Source organism: Desulfoscipio sp. XC116, assembly GCF_039851975.1.
In the GTDB taxonomy this organism is placed as follows: domain Bacteria; phylum Bacillota; class Desulfotomaculia; order Desulfotomaculales; family Desulfallaceae; genus Sporotomaculum.
In genome coordinates, this window is the sequence record NZ_CP156660.1 from 3,049,023 (window position 1) to 3,075,678 (window position 26,656).

The 26,656-nt window shown below is 47.6% G+C and carries 26 protein-coding genes; 12 read left to right on the forward strand and 14 right to left on the reverse strand.

What is annotated here, in order from left to right; translation table 11 throughout:
- The first annotated feature begins 16 nt into the window (after window positions 1-16).
- Together ABDB91_RS14580 and ABDB91_RS14585 are read left to right on the forward strand one after the other, a co-directional pair.
- Window positions 17-574 (forward strand): hypothetical protein, encoded by a 558-nt coding sequence (locus ABDB91_RS14580; RefSeq protein WP_347488436.1) that lies wholly within the window; start codon window positions 17-19, stop codon window positions 572-574.
- A 13-nt stretch (window positions 575-587) separates the two neighbouring features.
- On the forward strand, window positions 588-2,024 hold the full coding sequence (locus ABDB91_RS14585) for an SPFH domain-containing protein (protein ID WP_347488437.1): 1,437 nt from the start codon (window positions 588-590) through the stop codon (window positions 2,022-2,024).
- Between the two features lie 157 nt (window positions 2,025-2,181).
- On the opposite strand, the gene ABDB91_RS14590 is transcribed toward ABDB91_RS14585, so the two are convergent.
- From ABDB91_RS14590 to ABDB91_RS14615, 6 genes are all read right to left on the reverse strand, one after another.
- Entirely contained in the window at window positions 2,182-2,967 is a 786-nt protein-coding gene (locus ABDB91_RS14590) for an ABC transporter ATP-binding protein (RefSeq protein WP_347488438.1), read from the reverse strand.
- Window positions 2,968-3,031: 64 nt separating this feature from the next.
- Window positions 3,032-4,816, reverse strand: a complete 1,785-nt coding sequence (locus tag ABDB91_RS14595; RefSeq protein WP_347488439.1) for a radical SAM protein — start codon at window positions 4,814-4,816, stop codon at window positions 3,032-3,034.
- Entirely contained in the window at window positions 4,806-5,444 is a 639-nt protein-coding gene (locus tag ABDB91_RS14600; protein ID WP_347488440.1) for a class I SAM-dependent methyltransferase, read from the reverse strand. Before ABDB91_RS14600 ends, ABDB91_RS14595 begins: the two co-directional genes overlap by 11 nt.
- Before the next feature lie 65 nt (window positions 5,445-5,509).
- Window positions 5,510-6,619 (reverse strand): ABC transporter substrate-binding protein, encoded by a 1,110-nt coding sequence (locus ABDB91_RS14605; protein ID WP_347488441.1) that lies wholly within the window; start codon window positions 6,617-6,619, stop codon window positions 5,510-5,512.
- 83 nt (window positions 6,620-6,702) lie between these two features.
- Complete coding sequence (locus tag ABDB91_RS14610) at window positions 6,703-7,779, reverse strand: iron ABC transporter permease (protein ID WP_347488442.1); 1,077 nt, start codon at window positions 7,777-7,779, stop codon at window positions 6,703-6,705.
- The gene (locus ABDB91_RS14615; protein WP_347488443.1) at window positions 7,764-8,528 is read right to left on the reverse strand and encodes a DUF364 domain-containing protein; all 765 of its coding nucleotides are present in this window, start codon (window positions 8,526-8,528) and stop codon (window positions 7,764-7,766) included. Before ABDB91_RS14615 ends, ABDB91_RS14610 begins: the two co-directional genes overlap by 16 nt.
- Window positions 8,529-9,276: 748 nt before the next feature.
- Between ABDB91_RS14615 and ABDB91_RS14620 the strand changes: the two genes are divergently transcribed.
- Complete coding sequence (locus ABDB91_RS14620; RefSeq protein ID WP_347488444.1) at window positions 9,277-9,597, forward strand: hypothetical protein; 321 nt, start codon at window positions 9,277-9,279, stop codon at window positions 9,595-9,597.
- Window positions 9,598-9,730: 133 nt separating this feature from the next.
- Here ABDB91_RS14620 and ABDB91_RS14625 read toward each other — a convergent pair whose 3' ends face one another.
- Window positions 9,731-10,354, reverse strand: a complete 624-nt coding sequence (locus ABDB91_RS14625; protein WP_347488445.1) for a nucleotidyltransferase family protein — start codon at window positions 10,352-10,354, stop codon at window positions 9,731-9,733.
- Window positions 10,355-10,738: 384 nt separating this feature from the next.
- On the opposite strand from ABDB91_RS14625, the gene modA reads away from it, so the two are divergent.
- From modA to ABDB91_RS14640, 3 genes are read left to right on the forward strand one after another with little or no spacing between them, the layout of a single operon-like run.
- Window positions 10,739-11,524 (forward strand): molybdate ABC transporter substrate-binding protein, encoded by a 786-nt coding sequence (modA, locus tag ABDB91_RS14630; RefSeq protein WP_347488446.1) that lies wholly within the window; start codon window positions 10,739-10,741, stop codon window positions 11,522-11,524.
- A gap of 22 nt (window positions 11,525-11,546) precedes the next feature.
- Complete coding sequence (gene modB, locus ABDB91_RS14635; RefSeq protein ID WP_347488447.1) at window positions 11,547-12,218, forward strand: molybdate ABC transporter permease subunit; 672 nt, start codon at window positions 11,547-11,549, stop codon at window positions 12,216-12,218.
- Window positions 12,219-12,232: 14 nt separating this feature from the next.
- The gene (locus ABDB91_RS14640) at window positions 12,233-12,883 is read left to right on the forward strand and encodes an ATP-binding cassette domain-containing protein (protein ID WP_347488448.1); all 651 of its coding nucleotides are present in this window, start codon (window positions 12,233-12,235) and stop codon (window positions 12,881-12,883) included.
- Window positions 12,884-12,899: 16 nt separating this feature from the next.
- Here the strand turns inward: ABDB91_RS14640 and ABDB91_RS14645 are convergent, their stop codons facing one another.
- Entirely contained in the window at window positions 12,900-14,597 is a 1,698-nt protein-coding gene (locus ABDB91_RS14645) for an FAD-dependent oxidoreductase (protein WP_347488449.1), read from the reverse strand.
- Between the two features lie 234 nt (window positions 14,598-14,831).
- Between ABDB91_RS14645 and ABDB91_RS14650 the strand changes: the two genes are divergently transcribed.
- The 4 genes from ABDB91_RS14650 (at window position 14,832) to ABDB91_RS14665 (ending at window position 17,912) form a co-directional block, all read left to right on the forward strand.
- Window positions 14,832-15,539 (forward strand): hypothetical protein, encoded by a 708-nt coding sequence (locus ABDB91_RS14650; protein WP_347488450.1) that lies wholly within the window; start codon window positions 14,832-14,834, stop codon window positions 15,537-15,539.
- A gap of 26 nt (window positions 15,540-15,565) precedes the next feature.
- The gene (locus tag ABDB91_RS14655) at window positions 15,566-15,814 is read left to right on the forward strand and encodes a ferredoxin family protein (RefSeq protein WP_347491614.1); all 249 of its coding nucleotides are present in this window, start codon (window positions 15,566-15,568) and stop codon (window positions 15,812-15,814) included.
- A gap of 144 nt (window positions 15,815-15,958) precedes the next feature.
- Window positions 15,959-17,206, forward strand: a complete 1,248-nt coding sequence (locus ABDB91_RS14660) for a HAMP domain-containing sensor histidine kinase (RefSeq protein ID WP_347488451.1) — start codon at window positions 15,959-15,961, stop codon at window positions 17,204-17,206.
- 19 nt (window positions 17,207-17,225) lie between these two features.
- Window positions 17,226-17,912: a response regulator transcription factor gene (locus tag ABDB91_RS14665; protein ID WP_347488452.1), complete on the forward strand. Its 687-nt coding sequence runs from the start codon at window positions 17,226-17,228 to the stop codon at window positions 17,910-17,912.
- A gap of 81 nt (window positions 17,913-17,993) precedes the next feature.
- On the opposite strand, the gene ABDB91_RS14670 is transcribed toward ABDB91_RS14665, so the two are convergent.
- Window positions 17,994-18,464, reverse strand: a complete 471-nt coding sequence (locus ABDB91_RS14670; RefSeq protein ID WP_347491615.1) for a nucleoside recognition domain-containing protein — start codon at window positions 18,462-18,464, stop codon at window positions 17,994-17,996.
- Window positions 18,465-18,487: 23 nt separating this feature from the next.
- Window positions 18,488-18,907 carry a nucleoside recognition domain-containing protein gene (locus ABDB91_RS14675; protein WP_347488453.1) on the reverse strand — a complete coding sequence of 140 codons (420 nt, stop codon included), beginning with the start codon at window positions 18,905-18,907 and terminating at the stop codon, window positions 18,488-18,490.
- A gap of 403 nt (window positions 18,908-19,310) precedes the next feature.
- On the opposite strand from ABDB91_RS14675, the gene ABDB91_RS14680 reads away from it, so the two are divergent.
- Window positions 19,311-19,655 (forward strand): helix-turn-helix transcriptional regulator, encoded by a 345-nt coding sequence (locus ABDB91_RS14680; protein WP_347488454.1) that lies wholly within the window; start codon window positions 19,311-19,313, stop codon window positions 19,653-19,655.
- Between the two features lie 29 nt (window positions 19,656-19,684).
- Window positions 19,685-20,854: an MFS transporter gene (locus ABDB91_RS14685; RefSeq protein WP_347488455.1), complete on the forward strand. Its 1,170-nt coding sequence runs from the start codon at window positions 19,685-19,687 to the stop codon at window positions 20,852-20,854.
- A gap of 158 nt (window positions 20,855-21,012) precedes the next feature.
- Here the strand turns inward: ABDB91_RS14685 and ABDB91_RS14690 are convergent, their stop codons facing one another.
- The 4 genes from ABDB91_RS14690 to ABDB91_RS14705 form a co-directional block, all read right to left on the reverse strand.
- Window positions 21,013-22,677, reverse strand: a complete 1,665-nt coding sequence (locus ABDB91_RS14690) for an ABC transporter ATP-binding protein (protein WP_347488456.1) — start codon at window positions 22,675-22,677, stop codon at window positions 21,013-21,015.
- Window positions 22,664-23,518, reverse strand: a complete 855-nt coding sequence (locus ABDB91_RS14695; protein ID WP_347488457.1) for an ABC transporter permease — start codon at window positions 23,516-23,518, stop codon at window positions 22,664-22,666. Before ABDB91_RS14695 ends, ABDB91_RS14690 begins: the two co-directional genes overlap by 14 nt.
- The gene (locus tag ABDB91_RS14700) at window positions 23,508-24,479 is read right to left on the reverse strand and encodes an ABC transporter permease (RefSeq protein WP_347488458.1); all 972 of its coding nucleotides are present in this window, start codon (window positions 24,477-24,479) and stop codon (window positions 23,508-23,510) included. The genes ABDB91_RS14695 and ABDB91_RS14700 overlap by 11 nt, the downstream gene beginning before the upstream one ends.
- Before the next feature lie 83 nt (window positions 24,480-24,562).
- A complete protein-coding gene (locus ABDB91_RS14705; protein ID WP_347488459.1) occupies window positions 24,563-26,155 on the reverse strand; it encodes an ABC transporter substrate-binding protein in 1,593 nt (530 codons plus the stop codon).
- Between the last annotated feature and the right edge of the window lie 501 nt (window positions 26,156-26,656).

Below are 26,656 nucleotides of genomic sequence, written 5' to 3' on the forward strand. Positions count from 1 at the left end.
ATAAAGGGTGGTTAAAATGCTGCTGAAAACTTTTCAACTGTGCTTCTGGGTGGGCGTATTATTTACCGCAGTATCGTTTATGCTCGGACAGCTTTTTGATCTAACGGAATTGGGCGCTGATTTTGATACGGACCCGGATACAAATACAACCGCCAGCGCTAAAGGAGAAACTATAATATCGCCGTTCAAGCCGGTGGTAATAGCGGCGTTTATTACCGTATTCGGCGGAGTGGGCATTATTGGCTTGCATTACCTGGAATTCGGCGCGCCGATTGCCCTGACGATAGCCTTAATCTCGGCTTTGTCAACCTCATTTTTAATGTTTAGATTTTTGCTTGTCCCATTGTATAAAGCTCAAAGCACCGGCGCCGTGTCTCAAAAAGAGCTGATCGGTTTTCCGGCAACAGTACGGCTGGATATTAAAGGCGGCGGTTTTGGCCGTATCACTTACAGCGTCAATAACAATACATATTCCGCCCCGGCCAAATCCCTGGACAACGAGGAAATATTAAAGGGGTCCAAAGTAGCCATTGTAGATATTAACAAAAATATTTTTATGGTAACCAAAATGTAGAGGAGGCTTACGTATGTTCTGGATTGCTTTTGGCATTGTCGCGGTACTGGTTCTCCTGTCAATCAGCGTAGCCACAATGTGGAAAAAGGCTCCGCAGGATAAAGCGCTTGTGGTTACAGGTTTGAAAAAACGGGTTATCTCCGGTGGCGGCGGTATTGTCATTCCACTGCTGGAGCGGGCGGATAAAATTTCACTGGAAAACATGAAAATAGGCGTGGAAACCAGGGGTGCGTTAACAGAACAGGGCGTTGATATTAAGGCCGACGGTGTGGCAGTTATTAAAGTTAAATCCGATAAAGAATCTATTCTTTCGGCTCTGGAGCAGTTTAACACCGGTAAAGAAAACGAAACTATCAACGTAATTAAAGATACCGCCAAGGACGTCCTGGAAGGTAAATTGCGGGAAATTATATCCAAACTCACCGTGGAAGAAATCTATAAGGACCGGGAGAAATTTGCCTCTCAAGTACAGGAAGTCGCCGCAGTGGACCTGGCGGAAATGGGCCTGGAGATCAAAGCGTTTACCATCAGGGACATTTCCGATGATAACGGCTATTTGGAGGCTCTGGGTAAAAAACGGATTGCAGAAGTTAAACGCGACGCCAACATTGCCGAAGCGGAATCCCTAAAAGAGACCAATATCCGCACTGCGGAAGCCAACCGGCTTGGCGAAGAGGCGCAGCTGCTGGCCGAAACCCAGATTGCCGAGGCGACCAAGGAAAAAGAGCTAAAAGTCACTCAATACAGACAAGAACAGGAAACAAAAAAGGCCAGCGCCGACCTGGCTTACGATATAGAGGCCAATAAGGTTAAGCAGAATGTTGAACAGGAAAAAATGCAGATTGAGATCGTCAGGAAGAAAAAAGAAATTGAAATTGCGGAACAAGAAGCGCTGCGCAGGGAAAAGGAGCTTCAAGCGACTATTAAATTGCAGGCCGATGCCGAAAAGTACAGTCAGGAAAAGCAGGCGGAAGCTATAAAATTTAAGGATATCCAAGATGCCCAGGCCCGGGCTGAAGGTATCAAACTGCTTGGTGAAGCCAACGCCCAGGCCAAAAGGATGGAAGGCAACGCTGAAGTGGAAGTGATCCGTAAGAAAGGTGAAGCTGAGGCTGAAATTTTACTGAAAAGAGCGGAAGCGTTCAAGCAATTTAACGATGCGGCTATGGCCCAAATGATTATTGATAAGCTGCCCGAGATTGCTAAAAGCATAGCCGAACCCCTTTCCAAAGTTGAGAAAATTGTCATCGTAGATTCCGGAAACGGCCAGGGCCGAGGCGCCGCCAAAGTTTCCGGCTACATTACCGACATCATGGCCACTTTGCCTGAAACAGTGAAGGGCCTGACCGGTTACGATCTGATGGATTTATTTAAAAAAGACATACCGGGAACAATGACTGCGCAAGAAGACAGTCGGAAAGAAGACAGTCAATCAGTTGAAAATCATTGATAAAACCTGCCCACAAAAGGCAGGTTTAGTGACATAGTCTCCGCGGCAGCCCTGCCGGTCCAAGTACTGTGACCGGCAGGGCTGCACTTCCCGGAGAGTAATTTTACTTGTTCAGTACCGGGCACCCATCGTCCAAGAAAATTTTCCCCACTTTATGTTATCCGGCAAGCAATGGAATACAGGCTTTAATCGGCTCGCCTTTGTTATTGCATGTATCGGTTATTTTAACGTCGATACCATAGGCTGCTTTTAAGTTTTTCTCTGTAATCACTTCATCCGCACTGCCTATGTTAAAAACATTATTCTTTTGCAGCAAGGCAACCTTAGTCGAACAAAGAAAAGCATGATCCGGAAAATGTGACGTCATAATTACGCCCAAACCCTTCCGGGAAAGACGGTTGATTTGCTCCAGCACCCTGATTTGATTGCCGAAATCCAGATTGGAAGTAGGCTCGTCCATAACCAGAATCTCCGGCTGCTGCGCCAACGCCCGGGCAATCAGCACCATCTGTCTCTCGCCGCCACTGATTTCAGTATAAATACGCTCTTTAAGAAAAGAAACATTGAGGATTTCCAAAGCTTCCTCAGCGATGGCCAAATCGGCCCGAGAAGGCGACCCGGCCATACCCAGGTAAGCGGTCCTGCCCATAATCACCACATCGATAACTTTGAAAGGAAAGGGCGGGGTATGGGCTTGGGGAACATACCCCATTGCTTTGGCCAAACGCCCGCGCGACCAGGTCTGTACATTCTCGCCATCCAGTAAAATCTCGCCTTCGCGCAGTTTCAAAAAACCCAGGATAGTCTTAAACAAGGTAGTCTTTCCCACCCCGTTAGGTCCCAGAAGACACAATATCTCCCCGGATTCCAGCTTGATGGATATATCCTCAACAACATTTTGTTTGCCATAGCCGCATGAAGCATGTTTGATCTCCAGTTTCACAGGCTATACCTCCCTGGTTAACAGCTATCCTATAAAGCCCGGGGCTTCACGGAAATTTCCGCGGTCAGTTGTTCTTCCATTGCCACTTGCTGCTGGGCTTACTGAAAGAGCGATTGATCTCCGGCAGGGAAAAATCCACGCCGTAAAATTGTTTATAAAACCCGGCCGCTTCCGCCCATACATCAAAATGATACACCTCCGGATGAAGCATATTGGCCATATGCAGCAGGCCCAGAATCCACCGGGGGCTGCCGAAATCCCAGCCGGGAGCGGGGTGGGTATATATCCGTTTGTTCTTCACCGCCTCAGCATTTATCCCGGCTTTACAGCACTCCGCATAAAAATCATCAACGGAAGAGGATAGGAAAGCCGAAATAAATATAACATCCGGATTAAGAACGTTTAATTCCTCAGCAGAAATTCGACTGCCGGGCCTGCCGGAACATTCTATTTCCTTATTAACGCTTATCCCCCCGCCTGCTTCAACCAACTGATTCTCGAAACGGCTTCCCATCAGGCTGAAAAGCGGTTTTCCCATAACATAATACACACGGGGCCTCTTCCCGACAGCAGGCAGGGACTTATTAATTAGAGAAATCTTTGCTTCCATATAAGCAACCAGTTCCGCGGCCTTATCTTCCATCTGAGTCAGCTTGCCAAAATATCCGATCAGCTCAAGGTAAGAACCGGTATTTTGAATACTTTTGTGTAATTTTTGCATCCCATTATGGCCAAGCATACCTTCCCAAACCTGTACCACTTTTTTTATATCTGTAACGCCTATGGTAATTAAGATTGCTTCCACCATTTCCAGTGCTCTGGTAAAAGGGTAGCCGCCCTGAAAATCATCTTCCCGGTAATTTATTTCCGCCGGCATTGCTTTTATGGGAATTTTCCAACCGCATTGCGGGCAAATATTACTGCGGGCTGAACCGGACCCGGAAAACAGTAATTTCGCACCCATTGGACCGTAAAAGTCTCTTTTAAAGATAACTTCCCCGCAATGGGGGCAGAATGTATTCAGGTATTCCGTCCCGGGCGAATTAAAGAGATATACATAATTGAGCTGTTTTCTTAAACTTTGATATAGATTTTCGGCAGAGCGAATGGAAGGCTCTAAGGCCGGATCGGCCCCTTCCAGAGGGATAAAGCGCATTACCTGTAAAGGTATTTCCGGCGATATGTTTGATAATTTCCCGGCCAGTTCCAATACTTCTTCCATATTATTGTTTTGTAAAATACAAGAAACTTCCACGTGGATACCATCTTGATAAAGCTTTTCAATATTTCTCAAAACCGGCTGCACCGTACTGCCGCCACAATTTTGGTATATCCGGGGGGACAAGCCCTTAACGCCTACATTGATAAAATCTAAATAACGGCTGATTTCAGCCAATGAGATTTCGGTAAAATAAGCATTTGTGGAACACCCCACCAATAAACCGCTCTTCTTAGCCAGGCGAGCTACATTAAGAAAGGTGAAAAATGATGCCAGCGGATCATTCAATAAAAAGGCAATGCCGATGCAGTCGTTTTTAACTGCTTCATCCACCACCTGCCGGGGGGATAATTCTCGCAAGGCTTTACTGGCAGGGGCCATCTCCTTGGCAATAACCGTGGAAAAACAACCCCGGCAATTAAAATTGCAGCCCGTAGTACTGATTTGCAGGAATTTTCCTCTCGGATGGAAATGCAAAACAGGCATCGTTTCAATGGAAATGGGACATACAGTCAAATATTTATTGGGAAATAGCTCAATTATATTTTCCCCGTTGTTTCTGTAAAGCCCACAGGCTCCGGTATTTCCTTCCGCAATGGTGCAGCCTCTTTCGCAGATATTACATTTCATCTTTGCTTCCCCTTATCACTATCCATAATCCCGCCTCATCCCGGTTTACTTCAAAAAACGGTATTTTAGTGTTTTGTAATATTTTCACATAAGCTTCCGGAGCATTCTCCCCAATGTTTTTATTCATCATGGCGCGCCAGTTTTTATTCTCTTTTTCCATTCTGGCAGCAATCCGTTTTTTTAGCTCCGCCGTACCAAAACCGCCGCCAATATAAGCAACACCCCCCGGAGCAAGCACCCTGTATATTTCTTCAAAGGCCTTTTGCCGGTCTTCCCAGAAAAATATTGAGCCCCGGCTGACAATCAGATCAATTGATTGATCAGGCAGCGGGATTTTTTGAACATCGGCAAATAATGTTTGCATTCTTGCCGTCAGCCCGGCGGCAGAAATGTTGCCGCCGGCAATCTCCAGCATTTCCGTTGATCTATCCGCTAAATAAACATAAAGTTCAGTAACCCGGGCCAGAGCAATGCCTAAATAACCGCCTCCGCAACCAATATCCAGACACTTCCCGACGCTAATGCCTGTCTTTTGTTTGATCTGTTCCGCAATAACAGGATAAACCGGAGCAAACACTTCCCGGGCAATATTATCAAATTCGGAAACATTCATTTTTATCTCACTCATGCTTCCTAACCTCTCCCCACCATGTATTTATCAATTTTGATTGCTTCCAGCCGCCTTCAAGGCGGCTAGTTGGCCGCGGGCTCCTGACTCAGCAGTGCTTTTGCCTGTTCATCGCTTAGATCGTAATGATAAAATTTCTGGTAAAAGTTCTTTACCTCCGTCACCATGTCGTAATTAAACACCTCGGGATAGAGCAGATTACCAAGCCATTTAAATCCGATAATCCGGTTAACCGAGGGCGGCCTGTCAAACCAGTTATAAGGCGCGTTGGGAATTCGATAGACACGATGCTGCTGAACAGCCTTAATTGGCTGCCAGGCCGGATCGCTCATAATCCCCTGATAGAATCCTCCCTGATTCTCCTGCCAGGCCAGGATTACCTCGGGATTCCATGACAGTACTTGTTCCATGGAAACCGGCGTCTGGCCCGCGTTCATACCTCCCGCTCCTTGTTGAGTAACCTCGGCCACGTTAATTCCGCCGACCACCTGCAGCGTTTCAATATGTCTTGAACCATCGGGTTCTGTCTCCAAGCCTTTCGGGCCTTCCGCGTAATATACCCTGACACGCTGATCACTAGGAATTTGGGCGGCTTTAGCAGTAACATCGTCGATTGTATTGCGGCAGTAATCGGCCAATTCTTGGGCGCGAGTTTTTTCGCCAAGCAGGTCTCCCATAAATTCAAGGGCCTTGTCCATACCCGTCACGGGAGCGTCTATCAAAACCACCGGTATCCCCAATTGTTTCTGAATTTTATCGGCATTGGAAATCTCGGTGTTATTGATAGCGCCCAGATTGATAAGCACATCAGGCTTTACTTTCAATAGCTCCTCCGTATTGCCGGTGTTTTTGGCGTACCAGCCTCCCAGATTAGGCAATGACTGGTACTCGGGTGAAATAAACTTTTTCTCGTCGGGCCGCAATTCATAATTCCACCCTACCATCTTGTCCGGACACAACGTATAAAGTGCAATAGCGCCTATCGGATTGGTTGAAAAGGCTGTCTTAATTGTGACCGGAACAGTTACGGACCGCCCCGCCATATCTGTGATCGTACGTGTTGCCGCATCCTGATCGGCCGGTGTGGAAGCAGTTTGGCCGCACCCGGCAAGACTTAACACAAGCAAGGCTATGATAGTCAGACCAAGCAAACAGCTGATTTTTTTCTCATGCATCAGTTATCTTCCCCCTATCTTAATAATTTACGGTAAATCCCCAACCAACTTTTTACCAGGTACCTTATGTAATCCTTCCGGCCTCACTCCCATCCCTTTCTGCCGGACACCAAAAGGTAGAAAAAGAACGGCGCCCCGATAAGTGCGGTAAGAATTCCCAGGGGAATCTCGACAGAAGTTATGCAGCGGGCCAAATCATCAACAAGCAGCAAATAAGCCCCCCCGAGAATAATTGATGTCGGCAGCAATATTTTGTAATCTGGACCGACAATCATGCGCGCCCAATGCGGCACGATCAGTCCCACCCAGCCGACGAGGCCGCTGATTGATACGGCGGCCGCGGTCATAAGCGTAGAACATATAATAACAATAAACCTTAATTTTCCGGTCTCCAACCCCATAGCCATCGCTTCTTCTTCACCCAGGGATAAAACATTCAGACGCCAGCGCAGAATATACAGGGGTATTCCCCCCAGTAAAATGGGAATAATCCCTGTCAATACATCCCGAGGTGTTATGGCGGCCAAGCTGCCCATCAGCCAAAAGGTAATGGCGGGAAGTTTGTCATAGGGATCGGCTACAAACTTGATTAACGACGTGGCCGAGCTAAATATCGTGCCCACCAATACCCCGGTTAAAACCAGCACGAGCGTGGGATCCAACCGGACTTTTCTGCTGATAAAATAAGTAAGCATCACGGCCATAAGACTAAAGATAAACGCCGACAATTGAATACCGAAAACATTTAATGAAAAATAAATACCCATGGCAGCTCCAAATCCCGCACCGGCAGAGGCCCCAAGAATATCCGGAGATACCAGCGGGTTTTTGAACATACCCTGGTAAGCCGCCCCGGAAGTAGCCAAAGCGGCCCCAACCAGCAAAGCCGCAAAAATCCTTGGCAGCCTCACATTAAACACCACGATATCCATAGCAGCCGGCCAGGTATGAGTAATAGGAAATACTTTGGCGGCCAAAATCAAAAATAAATTATCCGGCGACACCGGATACCTGCCCAGAGGAAACGAAAGAATGATAATCAAAAGGGCTATACCCACAAGAATTAGCTCTTTATGCCAGTACTTAAGTGTTTTCGCTTTAAGCTTTTTGTCCATCCCCATTTCTTTATCGGCTTTTCCAGGCATCATTTCATCAGACATTTTTCAACCTCTGAACTTGATATTTTAACCATGTTGCAGCCGTATTTAAATATACTCATACCATCGCCACCCGTCCGAACGAAGCTCCAAACCTTGTCATCTGTTATCACCGAGCCGGCCAGAGTGGAAATGCCATGGGCGAACAGCCGCGGGGTTAAAGGCGTACTTGGACCCACCAGGATCACCTTGCTTTTTCTCGTCAACTGCAGCAAGCGCGGCAGGGTCTTGTTGATCAGCGTGGTGCCTGTAATAAAGACATAATCTTGCTGCGGCAAAAGGTATTCACAGGCCGGATCGGGGAAATCACCGGGTCCGGGCCGCCGCTCAAGTACGGAAAGTTCACAAATCTTATCCAACTGATCCAAGTCGGGGAAATGTCCAATCACTGCCACTTTCTTGCCGGAAAGCAGATTGCTGTAATAAATGAAAGCATTTGTTTGTCGATGCTCGCTTACGAAACGCCCCGTCATCCGCTGGACCTGTTCTTCGGTGTTAATAGCGGAATTGATTGCCGCCAGGGCAACCGCCGCCTCAAAATTGTCCCACGATTTGATATAGCCCGCCAGTTCCCGCACGCCCATGCCCACAATACCACCGGCCATGCTTACCGAACCGGAGCCTTCTTTGGGTGTCATAGCAACACCGGTAGTTCTTGATTTAACCAGAGTCCAATTCAGCCCGACACAACAGTCATTTACCACTAAGTCACGGGGCACGGACTCAATTAACTCGTCGTAGATTTTCCACATTAATATCTGCCTCCTCGTCCGTTTATTGATCATGCCGTTCATACCGCAAACGCCGCGAACAGGCATATTATTCAGGTAATTAACGGATTAGGCCACTATGCCGCCGACGCAGCACCATCAGAGAATGAAAAATAGATAATGTATGCAGGAGTCCGTCGGTTGCATGAATAAATATAACATTACATAACGTGATGTTTATGCCGACATTTCGAGCACAATACAATACATAAGCAAACAAAACAGCAGATAACGTATTATAGGGCAATAATAAATTATAGTAAAACAGTTGTCAATAGAGTTAAGCCGGAGCCGGGCAAAAAGAGCAGCACCGGGTGTGTCGATGGTGCTGCTTTTTTTTATGTAAAGTTACTCAATGGCCTTTCCGACCTGATGATATATTTCCCATTTCACCACGGACTGGAGAATGCACCACCGTCCGGGCTCATACATTATACGCACCAAACTGCAGCATTACATCAGCCGATTTGTTTATGGTGACACCGGGGACTGCCGCCAGCATAATAGTATCGTCTTGCCTCACTAAAGAGGGGCTTTAATTGTTTTGATTGAGTCCGCTACGTTTACCTCTCCGTAATCTACCTACAGTCTTATCTCCAGCAGGTCATTGCTAATGCCGGCTCCAACAATATAATATATATAACATCATAGCCTTTTAGGGGGCGTCTTTCCCCTTTGATTGAAACTGTAAGCTTCGGTATGATATAACAAACACAAGGGGGTGAAAAGAATGGCAGAAATATCGAAAGAAACCGAACGAGGATTAGACAATGTCCATGGTTTCATCAATTATGCCATTGCATCCGGAGTTCCAGAAGTGATAATGTGGGAGTGGATATTCCACACCAAGCCAAAAGACCCAGTCATAGTGGAAGAAATTTTAGCCACGGTGGATAACCTTGTTATAGGTGGCCAGCTTACCGTGCAACAAATATTCGGTATCGCAACTAAATCTGTATCCAACGCTACCGAAAATGAAGCAGGAGACATGCTTGATCCTGTTCGGGAATATTTGAAAGAAGTTATCAGACTTTGGGAACAAGGATACTAAGTTAGTAGCCGCATAGCTATCCAAATATCAGTGGGATAAAGGAGTCGCATTTGCGACTCCTCTTTTTATTGGAAAAACCATTCTTAAAATTTACGTCGACACTGCCGCCGGTTATTTTCCGAAACTCCGGTAATCATCCCATAACTTCTTTGCAATTGAGATATTTTAACAAGCGAAGATAATCGTCATACACATTCATGTCCAGCAATATTGCTTCGTCATCCACTTCGGCTTCTACCGCCCCCGATTCAAAGTTCTTTAATACTCCACGCAGTCCTTCGTTGCTTGAGGTATTGCAAATATCCATTTTTAGCTCGGCCGAGATGAGGGGCGGATGTCCGCGTCTACCATTAAACACAGGATATACAATATCCGGTTTATCCGGTGCGTGAAAGCGTTCAAGTATAGTACATATTGTTTTAACACTCACGAGCGGATTGTCCGCAGGCATAACGAAGAATGCTTTTACCCACGGTTCTAAAGTACCGATACCTTCCCGTACCGACGTGAACATTTCCTCGTAAAAACGCTCGTTAAAAATAAACCTGACAACATAGCGCTTTAATGTTTCTATCACATCAAGCGCGTTATAGCCCAGTACAATTCTTATATCGTTGATGCCCGCATAATAAAAGCAGCGAACGGAATGCTCAACAGCAGTGATATTTCCCAATTTCATCAAAGGTTTAAATTCTTTCATCCGGAATGAAGACCCGGCCGCAAGGATTATAACTGCTACATTATCTGTTATATCCACCGAAATATTTCCTCCAAACAATTTTTGTTTCCTTATGCAGCTTGACATTTATTTTAACATACATTATTATTTGTGCATAGTTATGCTATATTATGTTATGTCGTGTTATGCTATGTTTAACCTCTCTTTGTTAACAGATTTAAGGTATACCTTTCAGATGCTTATTGACACCGCCCCGGCAATAAAGACAGTATTTATCAATAAGAGTATTGGCATTTGCTGAAATAATATAAATTTAATTTAATAACGTTCTATAAAATTTGACAACTGATTATTAACCGATTCGCATTGTATAAAAGGAGGTGGATAAAAAGATAAGCGACGCCTCGTTTTTTCGTACAGGCATGGACATTGTAATGAAAGATTAACGGAAGGAGTCTGATTATGAAGAAAAAGTACATATTTTTAGGCCTTTTATTAATTGCCTTTGCCCTTACCGGATGCAACAATAATAAGGAGCAGTCCCAGTCAGAGGTAGAAACGGTCAAACTGACCATATCCGCCGCAGCCAGCATTCAGGATGCGGCGACAGAGCTAAAAGATATTTATCAGAAACAGCATTCCGAAGTGGAAATAACATATACTTTTGCCGCTTCCGGTCCCCTGCAAAGACAGATTGAGGAAGGGGCTCCCGTCGACTTGTTTATCTCCGCCGGTAAAAAACAAATGGATGCCCTGGAGGATAAGGGGCTGATTATAGACAGCTCCAGAGTAAACCTGCTGAGCAACGAATTGGTATTGATAGCCGGTCAGGATAGCAAGCTTACAGGATTTGACGGTTTAACCGACGCCGCTGTAAAACAAATCAGCATTGGCACGCCTGAGACCGTGCCTGCGGGAAGCTACGCCGAGGAAGCACTGACCAGCCTGGGACTATGGGAGCAGATACAGTCCAAACTGGTTCCGGCCCAAAACGTGCGTCAGGTATTGCAATACGTTGAAACCGGCAACGTGGATGCCGGGCTGGTGTACCGGTCGGATACTATTACCGGCAAGAACATTAAAGTAGTTGCAGCCGCCCCGGCTGATTCGCACAAGCCCATTGAGTATCCCATGGCCGTTGTTAAAAGCACCAAGCATCAGAAGGAAACCGAGGAATTTGCCGCTTTCTTGCAAAGCGCCGCGGCAAAGGACGTGTTTCAAAAATACGGTTTTATAACCTCAAAGTAGTTTTTAATATGGAGTTATAGCTATGTATTTTCAAATCGATGACTGGTTCCCGGTGTTTCTTTCTTGCCGGGTAGCGTTAATTGCACTGGCGGTTGTTGCCTGTTTCGGATTACCGGTGGCCAGATTGCTGGCCCGCCGGGAATTTCCCGGCAAGGACGTGCTGGAGGCGGCTATAACACTGCCTTTGGTGCTGCCGCCTTCGGTTATCGGCTACGGCCTGCTGGTGATAATAGGCAAAAACGGCCCGCTGGGTAAAGTCCTGGCGGAAATGGGAGCATCAATAATATTTACCTGGTGGTCGGCTGTGCTGGCTTCCACTGTGGTAGCCTTCCCTTTGATGTATCAGAGTGCCAAGGCGGCCTTTAAAAGCGTGGACATTAATTATGAGAAAGCCGCTCGCACCTTGGGCGCCGGCGAGATAAGAATTTTTTTCACCATCACTATGCCTCTGGCCTGGCCGGGCATCATAGCCGGGCTGGTACTTTCCTTTGCCAGAGCGCTGGGTGAATTCGGCGCTACTTTAATGGTGGCGGGAAATATACCCGGACAAACGCAGACTGTCCCTCTGGCCATTTACCTTGCGGTGGACGCGGGAGATAATGTTACCGCCAGGACTCTGGTGGCTATCATCACGGTATTCAGCTTCCTGGTTATTTTCTGGGTGAACAGATGGTCTAAGCGTCAAAATCATTAAACAGCGGTGATATTATGTTGAAAGCATGTTTTACCAAAAAACTATGGCATTTTACCCTGGATGTAAAGATTAACCTCGGTCATGAAATACTGGTGCTCTGGGGCCATTCGGGAGCAGGCAAGACCACTGTTCTGCATTGCTTGGCCGGCCTGTCCAGCCCCACCGGTGGATTCATCAAACTGGGCGACACTGTTCTTTACTCTTTGGATGAAAAAATTAACGTAAGTACACGGTTCAGACGAGTGGGCTATCTGTTTCAGGACTATGCCCTTTTCCCCCACCTGACAGTGCGGCAAAATGTACTGTACGGACTGAAATGTCAAAAGAATAATAATGGCAATCTGTCGGACCCCATGGAATTGCTGGAGTCATTCGGTGTGGGCCACCTGGTTGACCGCTTTCCACGCCAGCTCTCCGGCGGGGAAAAACAACGGGTGGCCCTGGCCAGGGCGCTGGCGGTGCAACCGGAATTGCTGCTGCTGGATGAGCCTTTCAGCGCACTGGATAAAAATATAAAGGAAAGCTTGCGGCAAGAGATAAAAAAATTGCACCGGCAGTGGCAAATACCCTTTGTGCTGGTTACCCACGACGAAGAGGACGCCAGATTCCTGGGCGATAGAATAATATCCCTGGAAAAAGGCCGCATTATGGATACAGCCACTTGACACGACAGCAGTTGGTTCACTGATGCTTCTCCTGCCTGGTCATTTGTTCATTCATATTCACAGCCTCGCCGTACTGATAACGCAGCGCCTGATAAATATCGTAGCCGCCGCTTATATTTACGGCGTCAAACCCGTTTTGCAGCAGTATGCGATAAGCGATATAGCCCCTTAAACCGATCTTGCAGTAAATAATTATTTTCTTGTCCCGGGGTAATTCATTTAACCTTTCACGCAGACTGTCCACCGGTATATGCACCGAGCTTTCCACATACCCTTCTTGGCGTTCTTCGTCCGTTCGCACGTCCAATAAGATATAACCGCCCGCGGCCAGGCTGTCCAGGTCTTCCCAGTGCATTACCCGCACATCGCCCTTTAAAATATTTGCTGCCGTAAAACCTGCCATGTTTACCGGGTCCTTGGCAGAAGAATACGGCGGGGCGTAAGCCAGTTCCAACTCTTCCAGGTTATAAACGGTAAGCCCCATTCTTATCGCCATGGCCAGTACGTCAATACGTTTGTCCACTCCGTCCCTGCCCACTATCTGAGCTCCGAATAGAGTGCCGTCTTCGGGGGAAAAAACTATCTTGACAATCATCGGTATAGCTCCGGGATAATAAGTCGCGTGAGAGGGCGATATGGTATATGATTTGACGTAGGGAATCCCCTTTAATTGCAGCGTTTTTTCGTTGTTCCCCGTAGCCGCAGCCGTATGGTCGAACACTTTGACGATGGATGTGCCCTGGGAACCTTTAAATTCAACTTTCCGGCCGGCGATATTATCCGCCACTATTCTGGCCTGCTTATTGGCGGGCCCGGCCAAGGGCATCAGAGCAGACTGACCGTTAATGATATCCTTTACCTCAATGGCGTCCCCCAGGGCGTATATATACGGGTCCGAGGTGCGCAGGCAATCATCAACCCTAATGCCACCCCGCCCGCCAATGGCCAGGCCCGCATCCCGCGCCAGCTCGTTTTCCGGCTTGACCCCCACGGCCAGAAGCACTATATCGGCCTCTACTTTCCTGCCGCTGCTTAATACAACCTCAATATGCCCCTGCCCGTCAAGGCTCCTGACTTCATTATTCAAAATAATCTCTATACCTTTATCCATCAGGGCTTTTTCCACCACCCTGGCCATCTCCACATCCAGGGGGCCCATAATCTGCTCCGCCGCTTCCACTATGGTAACATCCGAACCCAGGTGCTTTAAATTCTCGGCCATTTCTATGCCAATGTAACCCCCGCCAATTACCGCCGCCCGGCGGGGCTTGTTCTTCGTCACCAGCGCTTTAAGCCGATCCACGTCGGCCATGTTCCTTAAGGTATAAATCCCTTCCCGGTCTATACCGGGTATGGGGAGAATAATCGGCGATGCCCCCGGTGAAAGAACCAGATAGTCATAGTTCTCCCGGTAAGTCTGGCCGCCGGAAGCCACCTCCACCTCCCGCTTGTTCCGGTGTATGGCAATTACCTCACTGCGAACACGAATATCTATATTAAACCGTTTTTCCATCGCCTCTTTGGTCTGCACCAACAGCTTGTCTCTTTCGTTGATCAGGCCGCTGATGTAATAGGGCAGGCCGCAATTAGCAAAGGATATATAGTCTCCCCGCTCAAACATAATAATCTCGGCCGTTTCATCCAGCCTGCGCAGCCTTGCGGCGGTGCCCGCCCCACCGGCCACACCGCCTACTATCAGCACTTTTTTGGACATCAATTTATCCCCCTCGGATTATGTTAAATTGTCGGTTATTTTCCCCACACCCGTATTATTTTACTCCAAGGGCTTCTTTAAATTCGCAATTTTCCACGCTTATGACTGTGGCAAAACATAATAACATATTTAAAAACTGTTTATCTTTTTTTATGAAATTTTTATAAACCCTTTATATCCTGTTTAAATCCTTGTCTTATAATGACCTCATTAAAAAGCAAGGAGGTCGTATCAATGCATAAAGTAAAGCTTCTGTATGACATCATTATGACCATGAAAGACAAAGAGTCTGTTAAAGGAAATCTCAAAGTGCAAGGCAGCAAGGACCAAATGAAGATATTTGATTTGAACAATGACTTTGAAAAAAGTATGGCGGAAGGGCGAATAATGGCCAAGATTTCCCTGGAGACCGATTGTGCCGGAAAAAAAGTAAAGCATGAAAGCAACACCGAATTTGACATGACAGGCTTTAGCGGCTGCAAAAGGCAAGATCTAATGCATCGAGATATTTTTCACCACCGGCACGACCGCCACTCTCAACATGACCATCATAATGGCATGAACTGTGGCGGAATAAAGAGCAAGCTTAGCAAGCTGGCGTTTATGCTTAGCATGTTAGACAGTATGAAAGTGGAAGCACAGGAAGACAAAAGCACTCTTATAGCGCTGGATCTTGATGATATCCCCGAGGATATGAAAACCCTTCTCCAGGAAAAATTACAGCAGCATAGGATGCACCATAATCATTGCTCCCATGGAACGTTCAAAGAATTTTCCGGTATGGAGATCGGGAATACCAGACTGACAATACGTATTAATAAGAAAAATGAAGTGGAAAATGTTCTGTTGAACGCAGAGGGTAAATCAAAAGATGAATCCGGCGCGCCGCATCCCTTAAGTCTACAGATCGAACTGAGTCTTACCGGGGTAACGGATTTATGAGAAGACATGGCCATTCTTCTCACTCCATGCGTTTTGATGGCCACAGGCACAACTCTACCGACTATATAGCTATTAACACCAGATTATGTAAAGCTTGCTGGAAATGTGTGTCAATCTGTCCCGGAAAAGTGCTCGGAAAAGTGGGTTTCTTCTTTCATAAACATGTCCGCATTGTGAACTCGGAAAATTGTACCGGTTGCGGAGCCTGCGCAAAAACATGCCCGGAAGGAGCCATCATGCTTTTGAAACAAGCGCCCCAATTTCGCCCGAAGTAAACCGGCATTTCACTCGACATAAAGCACCGGAGCCAGGCAGCGGCTAAAACGCCGAGGTACTGTCAACAACAGCTTAAACCGGTCAAGTACCGGTTTTTCTTTCTTTTGCAGAGCCGGGAGCGAGATTGAAAAAGAGATTATATTTTGCGCGGTTACCGCATGGTTGAGGTTATAATGATTAAAGGTTGCAAAACAGTGCGGCAGGTGATGGATGTGGCTAAAAAAGATGAAATGAGAAAGTTCTTTCAGGAATTTAAGCATTACCACGGAAAGCATAAACATTACGGAAGGCATGAAGATTGCGAGCACTTTTTTGAAAATTTCAGGCAGCACCGAATGTATCATCGGGACTTCCACCAGATGCACAGATCAGTGCACTACTTTCGCCCCTTTGCATTGCTATTCAACTTTTTAATCCTATTTTTGCTGTTTAAGCTGACAGGCATAAAGGCCATCGTCATCTTTATCGCAGCGCTGCTTATTGCCAAAGAAATAGTACAGGTATTATTCTTCCTGCGCCTGGAAAAAAGAGTCTTCCAGCCCATCGAAGCGCTGAAAAGCGGCGTCGATGAAATCGCCAAAGGCAATTATAACGTAAATATAAAGTGCGAGATGCGTAACGAAATCGGTATGCTGGTTGTTGCTTTTAATGAAATGGCCCGGAAATTGGAGGAAGGCGAAAGAATAAAGACTGAATATGAGGACAACAGAAAAGCCCTCATCGCCAACATCTCCCACGACCTGAAGACACCCATCACCTCCATCCAGGGGTATATCGAAGCCATCCTGGACGAAGACGGCATTCCGCAAGAAAACAAAAAAAGATATTTACAAATCATCCACCATAATATCGTTTATATGAACGAACTGATAGATGATCTTTTCCTGTTTGCCAAGCTGGATATGCAAAAGCTGCATTTTCAGTTTGAGAAGGTACCAATACGGGCTTTCATGAGTGATCTGACGGAAGAAATCGGTCTTGAGCTCGAAGAAAGACGGGTGCAGTTTCTCTACACCGATAAAATGGAACAGGATTTAACGGTTCGCTTGGATGGAAAAAGAATGCATCAGGCACTGATGAACATCGTGGGCAATGCTCTGAAATACGGACCGGAGGAGGGATTGGTCATAAAAGCCGAGCTATCGAAGCAGGGTGATTTTGCCTGCTTTAAACTCAGCGATAACGGACCGGGAATCCCCGCGGACAAACTCCCTAAGATCTTCGACAGATTCTACCGCATCGATAAAGAGCGCACCAAGGAACTGATGAGCACCGGACTGGGGCTGGCCATCGCCAGGGAACTGGTGGAAGCCCACGGGGGAAGCATTGCGGCTTCCAGCGAGGAAGGCAAAGGCACGTGTTTTACAATAACACTGCCGTTTACCGAATGAATTGGGAAGGGGCTTATATATGAAACGCATCTTGATCATCGAAGACGATCTTCATATTGCCGAACTGGAGAGGGACTACCTTCAATTGAACGGGTTTAAGGCCGACATCGTCCAGGATGGAGTCCAGGGACTTCAGAAAGCCCTTGCGGGCAATTATGACGTTATTATTGTGGATTTGATGCTGCCCGGTAAGGACGGTTATGAAATCATCAAAGAAATCAGGAAAAGGTTGGATGTCTCGGTAATGGTGGTTTCGGCCAAGGACGAGGATGTTAATAAAATCAGGGGGCTGGAATATGGAGCCGACGACTACTTAACCAAGCCGTTCAGCCCCGGAGAACTGGTGGCCAGAATCAAGTCCCATATCAGAAGATATGAGCGGCTCAAGGGCAGCCTGATCCCCTCCGAAGCGATCATCCATAGAGGTTTGGAAATTAACACGGCATCCCACAAGGTGTACGTCAACGGCCATGAGGTGCAGATGACCGCTAGAGAGTACGAGCTGTTGGTGTTTCTTGCCTCCAACCCCGGGGTTGTTTTTTCAAAAGAACATATTCTCACCAGCATATGGGGAGACGATTACTACGGAGATACGGCAACCGTGGCCGTGCATATACAAAAAATAAGGAGAAAGATAGAAAGAGACTCGTCCAACCCTGAATTTATCGAGACGCTATGGGGAACGGGGTACCGGTTTAATAAGTAGGACCCTTATAAGCAGGGCCGTTTGCTTGTTCGGTACCGCTGCTTTCCCCTGCCTGGTCACAACCTGTCCCCTTGTCCCTGTTTAGCAACTCACTTCCTTTACCGACCTTTTTAGATTTTCTCGTTCCAGCCAGGCCGTTCGGCTAATCAAGAAGGTAAGCAAAACAGCTGCCATAAATCGTCCCAGCAAGATTATCAGACCATCGGCGCCTACGGCCATAAATAACGCGGTATCCTCCACTACAGCATGACAAATGGAAAGAAATACATTAATCAGGAAAAGATCCTTCCAGTTCAAACGACCGCTGCGGGCTTCTTCAATAAGCACACCCGCCCCGTAAGCAATACCAAAAATAATACCCACCAGAAGTGGGAATGCCGCTTTAGGAGAAAAACCAAAAATTTTTAACGGCGAGGCCATCCAATTAGCCATCCGATCCAATATTTGCATATCTTTGGCTAACTCCAACATAACCATAATCGGAATAACTATTGAAACCATAATACGTACATTATTCCCAATACCAGTTGCAGCCTCGTAGGCAAAAGCCATCCAATCCAAATATACACCCTCTTTTACCAAAACATATTAATTGTCAGACCAGCTAATATACCCATAATTAAGCGCAATGCGGTCATCAGCAAACCGCTTATACCCGTCTTATGACTTACAGCAGATTCCACCGGCAGGTTATGCGATAAAAGCAATATAGCCGCAATAATGGTAACTTCTCTTCCGGTTAGCTCCAGGGAAGATATAGCGCCTATAGCTGCATAGATATTGATTAATTTACCCAGCACCAGAACCAGTGAAGCTTCACCCGGTAAACCGAAAAAATGCATCACTGGCGCAAAAAGACCCGCAATCCAATCCATAATCGGGGTGTATTTTAAAAAAGTTACAACCACATATACCGGTACTATTACACGAACCAAATCCCATATCGTTGAGAAACCTTTATATAAGCCCCTCTTCCATGTAGCTAAAGTAACCATTAATGGCTCTCCCTTAAAATTATGACTGCTGTGGCGATTTGTATTGCATCTGAGATAGTAATCATTTCCGCCTCACCCCCCCTTCGAGTTATGATACCCCCGGTAGGTGAGACCCGTATACCAATACTGCAAGTATATATTACTACAAATTGCCGCCTGTTTCGGCAATTTTTTTCTACAAATATCTGGATAATGGGAGTTATCAAATATACGTAATAGTATATATTATAGCTGCATCAAATTCCATCAGAATCTGATTCCCGTCCGGTTGGTTTAATTCTAATTGCTTCATTAAGATTTGATTGATCCGAAATAACCGGTAAAGTTGTTTCATTTCAGAAGTGTTAATGCTATAATACTGTTAATAACATATACGTGTGTTATACACAATGGAGCTGACCATATGACTAAATCCAAAAAAGGCCAAAGTTACCGTCATGCCCCTGCCTTCATCCTGCTCTTTCTGGCCCGGGAAAATCTTTACGGCGCGGCCCTGCTAAACAAAATGCACCGGGAATTACCCTATAGCCGGGCCGATAGCGCTGTGATCTATCGGAGTCTACGAGCACTGGTGAAAGAAAATGCGGTTACAGCATACTGGGAAACGGATGTTGCCGGTCCGGCCAGAAAATGGTATCAAATAACGGATAAAGGACTGGTCCTGCTGGCGGAATTTAGAAAAGATATTGAGATGCGTAAAAGAAACTTCGATTTTTTCCTTAAAACCTATGACAAGACAATTAAGTAGTTATAACGCCACGAAAGGAATGGTTCCGTATGCATGCTGTTGCACAACATAAAGGCAAGATTTTCTCTTTATCCCTGGCTCATCTTTTTAACGACTGGTACATGAACTACATCCAGACTATGCTTCCTTTCCTGATGGCAGCCGGTCTGGGACTGAGCAAAGGGGCCCTTCTGGTTTCCGCCTTCACCATCACCTCTTCACTGCTGCAGCCGGTTTTCGGTTACCTGGTTGACCAGAAAAACCAGCGTTGGATGGTCTATGCCGGCACGATTTGGATGGCCGTGCTGTTAAGCCTTTTGGGCATCATCAAGAACTACCCGCTTTTGCTGCTCACCGTAATTCTGGCCGGCTTTGGCACGGCGGCTTTTCACCCCCAGGCTTCGGCCATGGTCAGCGCGGTAAGCGGAAGCAGAAAGGGCTTCTACCAGTCCGTTTTCACGGCCGCGGGAAACGTTGGATGGGCTCTGACACCCCTGATGGCGGTACCCTTCACCCGAAGTTACGGCTTGGCCCTGACCCCGGTATTTGTGCTGCCCGGATTGCTGGTGGCAATTCTGCTGTGGTTTTCAGCGCCCAGAATACCGACGGAAGCAAAGGCGGCGCCCCCGCCCCTCTGGCCGGTCCTGCGCTCGGCTTGGGCCGAACTGACCAAGGTGGTGCTGGTAGTTGCCTGCCGCTCCCTAGCTTACTTCGGCCTGGTAGCCTTTTTGCCCCTTTATCTTCAGCAGACAAATGTTTCCCTGCTCACCGGCAGCCGCCTTCTCTTTCTGATGCTGTTTTCCGGAGCGCTGGGAGGTATGGTGGGCGGCTACCTCTCCGATTTAATCGGCAGAAAGGCTGTTATTGTGAGCTCGCTGACAGTGGCCGGCCCGTTATTTTACCTTTTCCTGGCCACCAGCGGACCACTGAGCTACCTGCTTTTAAGTCTGGCCGGCGCCTGCCTGCTGGCGTCCTTCTCGGTGACCGTAGTGGTAGCCCAGGAAGTCATCAGCAAGAACGCCGCCATGGCGGCGGGGTTGATGCTGGGGTTCGGCGCCGGCGCCGGCGGCCTCGGAGTGGGTCTGATGGGAATGCTGGCGGAACACGCAGGCATCGGGTACGTCATCCACCTGCTGATCTGGCTGCCGCTTCTGGCCGGACTGCTGGGCCTCAGCCTTAAGAGCGCAAAAAAACCGGCCGTCCCTTCCGTGGGCAGTTAGCCAAACAAGGAATAACTTGATACCTTTACCGAGTTTTTAAGAGGTGAACTCGTTCAGCTAAAGCTGAACATCGGGGTTTCAAATGGGGATTCCACCCCACCTGAAGTAAAAATAGGGACTCCCACTTATTAAAAACCCTGTCGGTTAAAACCCGGGCCTCAGCTCAGGCACAACCGCCCGCCCCGACTGTTCTGCAACAGACTTTGAGTGAAAGTATGTCCGGGGACGGCAAGTACCCTGCCGGTGGGCCCTTCTTCCACAATGCGCCCCGCCAGCATCACCGCCATGCGGTCGCTGGCTTTTCTGGCCAAGGCCAGGTCATGGGTAATGAGCAGAATGGCCAAGCCCTTCTTCTCCTGCAGGTTAAGCAGCAGCTTAATGATTTTGGCCTGTACGCTGGCATCCAGGGCCGAAGTCGGTTCGTCGGCAACCAGAAGCCTGGGCTTCATGACCAGCGCCCGGGCAATGGATACCCTTTGGTTTTCTCCGCCGCTTAAGTGGTGGGGATATTTAGCAAGAAAATCATCATCGGACGGGAGTTCCACATCCTCCAATGCCTCTCTGACCAGGGCCAGCTTTTCTTCTTCGCTGCCCAGGCGATGAATATCCAGAGGCTCCTTCACAGCCTGAGAAACATTCATCCGGTGGCTTATCGATTCTCTCGGATTTTGAAAAATCATTTGCACCTGGCGGTGAAACTTGGCATCCCTGGCACCGACTTTTTCCAGGTCGTAAAAAATTTCTCCCGCATCGGCTTTGAGCAAACCCAGCACCGTCTTAGCCAGGGTGGTTTTCCCGGAGCCGCTTTCTCCGACCAGGGCCAGTGTTTCCCCTTCATAAAGTGTTAATTGCACATCATCAACGGCTTTAAAGGAATCGAAATTTTTGCTTAGTTTTTTTATCTCCAGCACAGGGATAATGCCGCCCCGGTGACAGGCAATCATGCCCTGACCGCTATCGGTCAGTTCCGGCACTTCGAGAGCGCAAATATCTATCCGCTGCGTGCAGCGCGGATGAAACGGACATCCTGTAACGTTATGCGCCATTCTGCCGGGGATACCCTGCAAGTCCTTGGTAGTGTCCATGCCGGGATAAGAGCGCAATAATCCCCTGGTGTAGGGATGGCGCGGGTTGGCAAGCAATTGATCGGCGGAACCCGTTTCAACTATTCTGCCTGCGTATAAAACCGCCATCTGATTTGACAATTCAGCGGCTACCGCTATGTCATGAGTTATCAGTAAAATTATTTTATCCCCGGCAATTTCCTTTAATAACTGGACGATTTCATGTTTGGTGAAAGCATCCAGTGATGCGGTAGGTTCGTCCAGAATCAGCACTTCCGGGTCGTTCACCAGCGCCATGGCTATTAACGCCCGCTGCCTCTCCCCGCCGCTCAGTTGATGGGGATATCTGGCCGCCCTGTCACCGTTCATCTTAACAAGTGCCAGTATTTCCGCAACCCTGGCCAAAGCTTTGTGCTTATCGCCGGACCCATGCACCAACACTGCCTCCATTATCTGATCTTGTACGGTATATAAAGGATGCATCGTATTTTCCACGTTTTGAAACACCATGGCCAGCTTTAAGCCCCGCAGACTCCTGCGTTCTTCTTCCTTCATGGCAAACAAGTCCCGGTCATTGAAAAGCACAGCCCCGGAACAGCTGCCCTCAACAAGACCCATGATGCTTAATCCCAGAGTGGTTTTGCCGGCGCCCGATTCTCCAATCAGGGAAATAAACTGCCCCTTTTCCAGCTTTAAATTTATATTATTTAAGACCTGCGCCCCATTATAGGATACGTCGAGTCCCTTAATCTCCAGCATGGTGTACCTCTTTTCTTAAACGTGGATTCATAGCGGTTTCCAGTGCGGTTCCGGTGAAGGTAAATCCCATGATAGTCAATGAAAGTGCAAAACCGGGCGGCAAAAGCCACCACTTCCAGACATCAAGATAAGTGAATTGCAATGCGTTCTGCATCATTTTTCCCCAACTGATCAAAGATGGATCGGAAATGCCCAGAAAGGAAAGTCCGGCTTCCATAAAGACCGCCCGCCGGGCAAACTGAATAATAACCGCGGTAAGTACGGGGCCCATTTCCGGCACCAAATGACGTTTCAGCACATACATCCAGCCGCCGCCGAAACTGCGCGCGGCTGTCACATGCATACTTTCCTTTAAAGCAAGGGTTTGCGCCCTGACTATTCTTGCCCCCGCCGGCCAGAGAGAAATCGAAATAATAATGATCAGCAATAAAAGATTGGGCTTAAGATAAGCCGCAACAAGAATGACTACAATAACCGGCGGAATAACCAGCATAGCATCCACCAGCCTCATCAGCACCCGGTCATATATACCGCCCAGCAAAGCGGCGCTTCCGCCTACCAGCAAGCTGATTAATACCGCCAGAACGGCCGCCCCGCTGCCGGTCAGCAAAGAGCTGCGCGCACCGTAAAGAAGCTGCGTCCACACATCCTGCCCCACGTCATTGGTTCCCAGCCAATGCTGAGCGGACGGCGGCTGAAAAATCAACCCGGTGTAGTCTTCCGGACGGTAATGGGTAACAAGCGGCGCCAGCAGGGCCAGTGCCAAAAGACCCAAAAGGATGACCAGCCCGGTACGGCCCATAAAATCATTTTTTACTTCTTTAACAAAATTAATATGCATAGGCGATCCTCGGGTCAAGGCGGGTATACAGAATATCCACCAGTAAATTAACTAATAAAACAGTAACGGTCAACACCAGCAATATTCCCTGCAATAGGGGATAGTCCCGGGTCAAAAGAGCATTGTACAGCAATGATCCCACCCCGGGATAAGAAAAAACAATTTCTATGAACAACGCACGCGTCACCATGTGCGGCAGTTGCATGCCCGTGGCGGTAACTACCGGCAGCAAGGAATTCTTACCCGCATGCCTGTATCTGATCACCCTGTCGGAGCACCCCTTGGCCCGGGCGGTAAATATAAACGGCTCGCCGAGGGAAATAACCATAGCACTCCTGGTTAAAAGGAAGGGATCTGCAATCCTGACCATAACCAGCGCCGTTAAAGGCAGTGCCAGGTGTTTGAACAGATCGGCCAGAAACATGAGCCCGCTGTACCCGGCATATGGCGTAACAACCCCGGCCAGAGGCACCAACCCCAGCACCACACCGAAAAAAAGCAACAGCAAAATACCAACGAAGAAGTCGGGAAAACCGCTGGCAAACATCAGCGAGCCGAGAAGCGCGCGGTCCAGCGGACGGCCCCGCCTGTATCCGGATTCCATACCTAAAACAACCCCTATCAGGGTGGAAATGATAATGGCCAGACCCACCAGTAAGACAGTCCAGGCCAGTGAACCCAGCACTACAGTCATAACCGGAGCGTTATAATAATAGGAATACCCCAGGTCGCCCCTGACAAGAGAACTGATATAGGTCCAAAACTGCTGGCCGGTTGACTGATCCAGGGCAAACCGGCTAATCAGCTCCGCCTTTAGTTCGGGCGTCATGGCAATAAAAGCCTCATCTCCGTATATCGCCAGCAGAGGGTCTCCGGGCATAAGCCTGGGTAAAATAAAATTCAGGCACAATATCATGACCAGCGCAATTAGATAGTTAATCGCTGATGTCCACTTTTTCATTTTAACATTTCTCCGCTTTCTCAGATATCGTGTCGGGCCGGACTTTAAACACAGCCCAGCCCCTGTGCGGCTTCCACAAAAAGTTATTTTACAAAAGACATTTTGTTTAACGGAATCGGTATGCCAAGCCCGACGCCGCGCACGGTGTAATAAAGATTGACCTGTCCGTCGTGGGCCCAGTAGTAGGTATTATAATAAAGCGGCAGAGCCGGCATTTCCTCCGCATACAATTCCTGCGCCTGATTAAGATACTCCTGACGTTTTCCGGCGTCCATGGCAGAAATTTGATTTTTCAACGCGTTCGACAGCTCTTTATTTTGCTGGTACCTGGCACTGTTAAAGCCCTGATTGATAATGGCGCTGTTTAACTGGGCCGGATCGCCGCTCAACCCGCCGTGACCGCTCAATACAAGATCAAATTTCCATTCTAAAACCCGAGTATCAAGTGTTTTAGCTTCAATGCCCTGCAGATTTACCTTAATACCCACTTTTTCCAGTTGCGCTTTGATTAACTCTCCCTCACGCTCACCAACGTTTCCACTGCCTCCGGCACCGAATAGCAGCTCCAGTTCCAGGGGCTGACCGTTCTTCTCAAAATAACTTCCCTGCTTAACGTAACCCAGCCTGGTCAATATTTCCTCCGCCCTGGCCGGATCATAAGGATAGGCGCCGTCCAGTTTGCTGTTGTACCACTGGCTGTCCTGCGGCAGCAGCCCCGGACTGGCGGACACGCCGAAACCTCTTTGACAGGTATCCACCAAAGCCTGACGGTCTATAGCGTAGGCCAGCGCCTGGCGGAATTCTTTATTGGACAAGGGTTCCTTCTGATGATTCATCACCAGTTTAGCCACCCAGTCGTGGGCTCCCGGCATTAATTTAAAGCCTTCATCTGCCAGTACGCCGTTCAAATCAGGCGGCACACTGGCGGCGTTAACCTGCTTTTGCCGCAAAGCAGCCGCCACTGCCTCATTGCCCATTTTTACAAACTTAATTTCGGCAACTCCGGGTTTACCCTGGTAATAATTATCGTAGCGCTTATATAAATAAGTTCCCTGGGTTTTATTGTAATCCTCCAACATAAACGGGCCCGTCCCGATGCAGGCTTCCTTCTGCTGAAACTGTTCCGGAGATTTTACATCTTTGTAGATATGCTCCGGCAGTATGGGCAGGGTTGCTCCCACATACTCAAGAAACGGGGCATACGGTTTACCCAAGTACATCTTTACCGTGTAGTCGCCCAGGGCCTCAATGTTTTTGATAACAGCAGTATCAACCCACTGGTAAGGATGTTCTCTGGTATAGTTAACGGTAAAAACCACGTCTTTGGCGGTAAATTTCTCACCGTCATGCCAGGTAACATTATTATTGAGCTCAAAGGTATAGGAGTTTTCGCTTTCATCATATTTCCAACTATTAGCCAGCGCCGGTATGTAATCCTGATCGTTTTTCCATACCAGAGTGTCAAAAATGAAGCTCATGCGAATATACCCCGGCCCCCTGGCATAGTGCCCGTAAGGTGTGGGGTAACCCCAATCGCCGGTGGCATCCGCCACGGTATAAAGCAGATCGCCGCCGGCTGTTTCGGCGACAGGTTTTTCCCCGGCCTGCTCCCGGGCGCAACCGGCAAAAGCAAGAAGCAACAACGCTATGGAGATGGCAATTAAACACCTTCGCACATAAAATCCCCCTCGTTATTTAAATATTTATATAATTACAACCTAATTTTCCGCATTTTCTTTATATTTTACTTACCCCCACCTCCCCAAAAAATAAAAACCACCAAGCCGGCATCCCTTTTTTCGGGCATAACGGACCTTCGTGGTCGTGTTAAAACATTTATAGTTTAATATTAAGATACGATGGCCTTCGTAGCCATCATTTTTTGACTATAGTAATTATACAGTATATTTTTTTTATATTCAATAATTAAACCAAACAAATGCAGACTTAAAGCTTAATTGTTAAATATTAAGCCGTATAACAAACTACCTCTCTTTAAAAAATATAATTGATAAATATCAGGAGGTGTTTTTAGAAGTTTAATGAACTGTCCGGCGCACTGCAAAGCGTAAGAGAATTTAATACCGGATACGTCAACTAGGGTGCATACCCCAACCAATGGGCGCACCAGGGCATGGCCAACCAGAGCCAATATCAACAACCAGCACAGCAAATGA

What these genes read in the sequence shown, in the direction of transcription:
- ABDB91_RS14695 (WP_347488457.1), bottom strand. Translation starts at nt 23,518, where the DNA reads ATGCATATTAATTTTGTTAAAGAAGTAAAAAATGATTTTATGGGCCGT.
- ABDB91_RS14665 (WP_347488452.1), top strand. Translation starts at nt 17,226, where the DNA reads ATGAAACGCATCTTGATCATCGAAGACGATCTTCATATTGCCGAACTG.
- ABDB91_RS14650 (WP_347488450.1), top strand. Translation starts at nt 14,832, where the DNA reads ATGCATAAAGTAAAGCTTCTGTATGACATCATTATGACCATGAAAGAC.
- ABDB91_RS14690 (WP_347488456.1), bottom strand. Translation starts at nt 22,677, where the DNA reads ATGCTGGAGATTAAGGGACTCGACGTATCCTATAATGGGGCGCAGGTC.
- ABDB91_RS14605 (WP_347488441.1), bottom strand. Translation starts at nt 6,619, where the DNA reads ATGCATGAGAAAAAAATCAGCTGTTTGCTTGGTCTGACTATCATAGCC.
- ABDB91_RS14610 (WP_347488442.1), bottom strand. Translation starts at nt 7,779, where the DNA reads ATGTCTGATGAAATGATGCCTGGAAAAGCCGATAAAGAAATGGGGATG.
- ABDB91_RS14595 (WP_347488439.1), bottom strand. Translation starts at nt 4,816, where the DNA reads ATGAAATGTAATATCTGCGAAAGAGGCTGCACCATTGCGGAAGGAAAT.
- ABDB91_RS14580 (WP_347488436.1), top strand. Translation starts at nt 17, where the DNA reads ATGCTGCTGAAAACTTTTCAACTGTGCTTCTGGGTGGGCGTATTATTT.
- ABDB91_RS14685 (WP_347488455.1), top strand. Translation starts at nt 19,685, where the DNA reads ATGCATGCTGTTGCACAACATAAAGGCAAGATTTTCTCTTTATCCCTG.
- ABDB91_RS14700 (WP_347488458.1), bottom strand. Translation starts at nt 24,479, where the DNA reads ATGAAAAAGTGGACATCAGCGATTAACTATCTAATTGCGCTGGTCATG.
- ABDB91_RS14680 (WP_347488454.1), top strand. Translation starts at nt 19,311, where the DNA reads ATGACTAAATCCAAAAAAGGCCAAAGTTACCGTCATGCCCCTGCCTTC.
- modB (WP_347488447.1), top strand. Translation starts at nt 11,547, where the DNA reads ATGTATTTTCAAATCGATGACTGGTTCCCGGTGTTTCTTTCTTGCCGG.
- modA (WP_347488446.1), top strand. Translation starts at nt 10,739, where the DNA reads ATGAAGAAAAAGTACATATTTTTAGGCCTTTTATTAATTGCCTTTGCC.
- ABDB91_RS14620 (WP_347488444.1), top strand. Translation starts at nt 9,277, where the DNA reads ATGGCAGAAATATCGAAAGAAACCGAACGAGGATTAGACAATGTCCAT.
- ABDB91_RS14670 (WP_347491615.1), bottom strand. Translation starts at nt 18,464, where the DNA reads ATGGCTTTTGCCTACGAGGCTGCAACTGGTATTGGGAATAATGTACGT.
- ABDB91_RS14655 (WP_347491614.1), top strand. Translation starts at nt 15,566, where the DNA reads ATGCGTTTTGATGGCCACAGGCACAACTCTACCGACTATATAGCTATT.
- ABDB91_RS14640 (WP_347488448.1), top strand. Translation starts at nt 12,233, where the DNA reads ATGTTGAAAGCATGTTTTACCAAAAAACTATGGCATTTTACCCTGGAT.
- ABDB91_RS14675 (WP_347488453.1), bottom strand. Translation starts at nt 18,907, where the DNA reads ATGGTTACTTTAGCTACATGGAAGAGGGGCTTATATAAAGGTTTCTCA.
- ABDB91_RS14615 (WP_347488443.1), bottom strand. Translation starts at nt 8,528, where the DNA reads ATGTGGAAAATCTACGACGAGTTAATTGAGTCCGTGCCCCGTGACTTA.
- ABDB91_RS14600 (WP_347488440.1), bottom strand. Translation starts at nt 5,444, where the DNA reads ATGAGTGAGATAAAAATGAATGTTTCCGAATTTGATAATATTGCCCGG.
- ABDB91_RS14585 (WP_347488437.1), top strand. Translation starts at nt 588, where the DNA reads ATGTTCTGGATTGCTTTTGGCATTGTCGCGGTACTGGTTCTCCTGTCA.
- ABDB91_RS14645 (WP_347488449.1), bottom strand. Translation starts at nt 14,597, where the DNA reads ATGTCCAAAAAAGTGCTGATAGTAGGCGGTGTGGCCGGTGGGGCGGGC.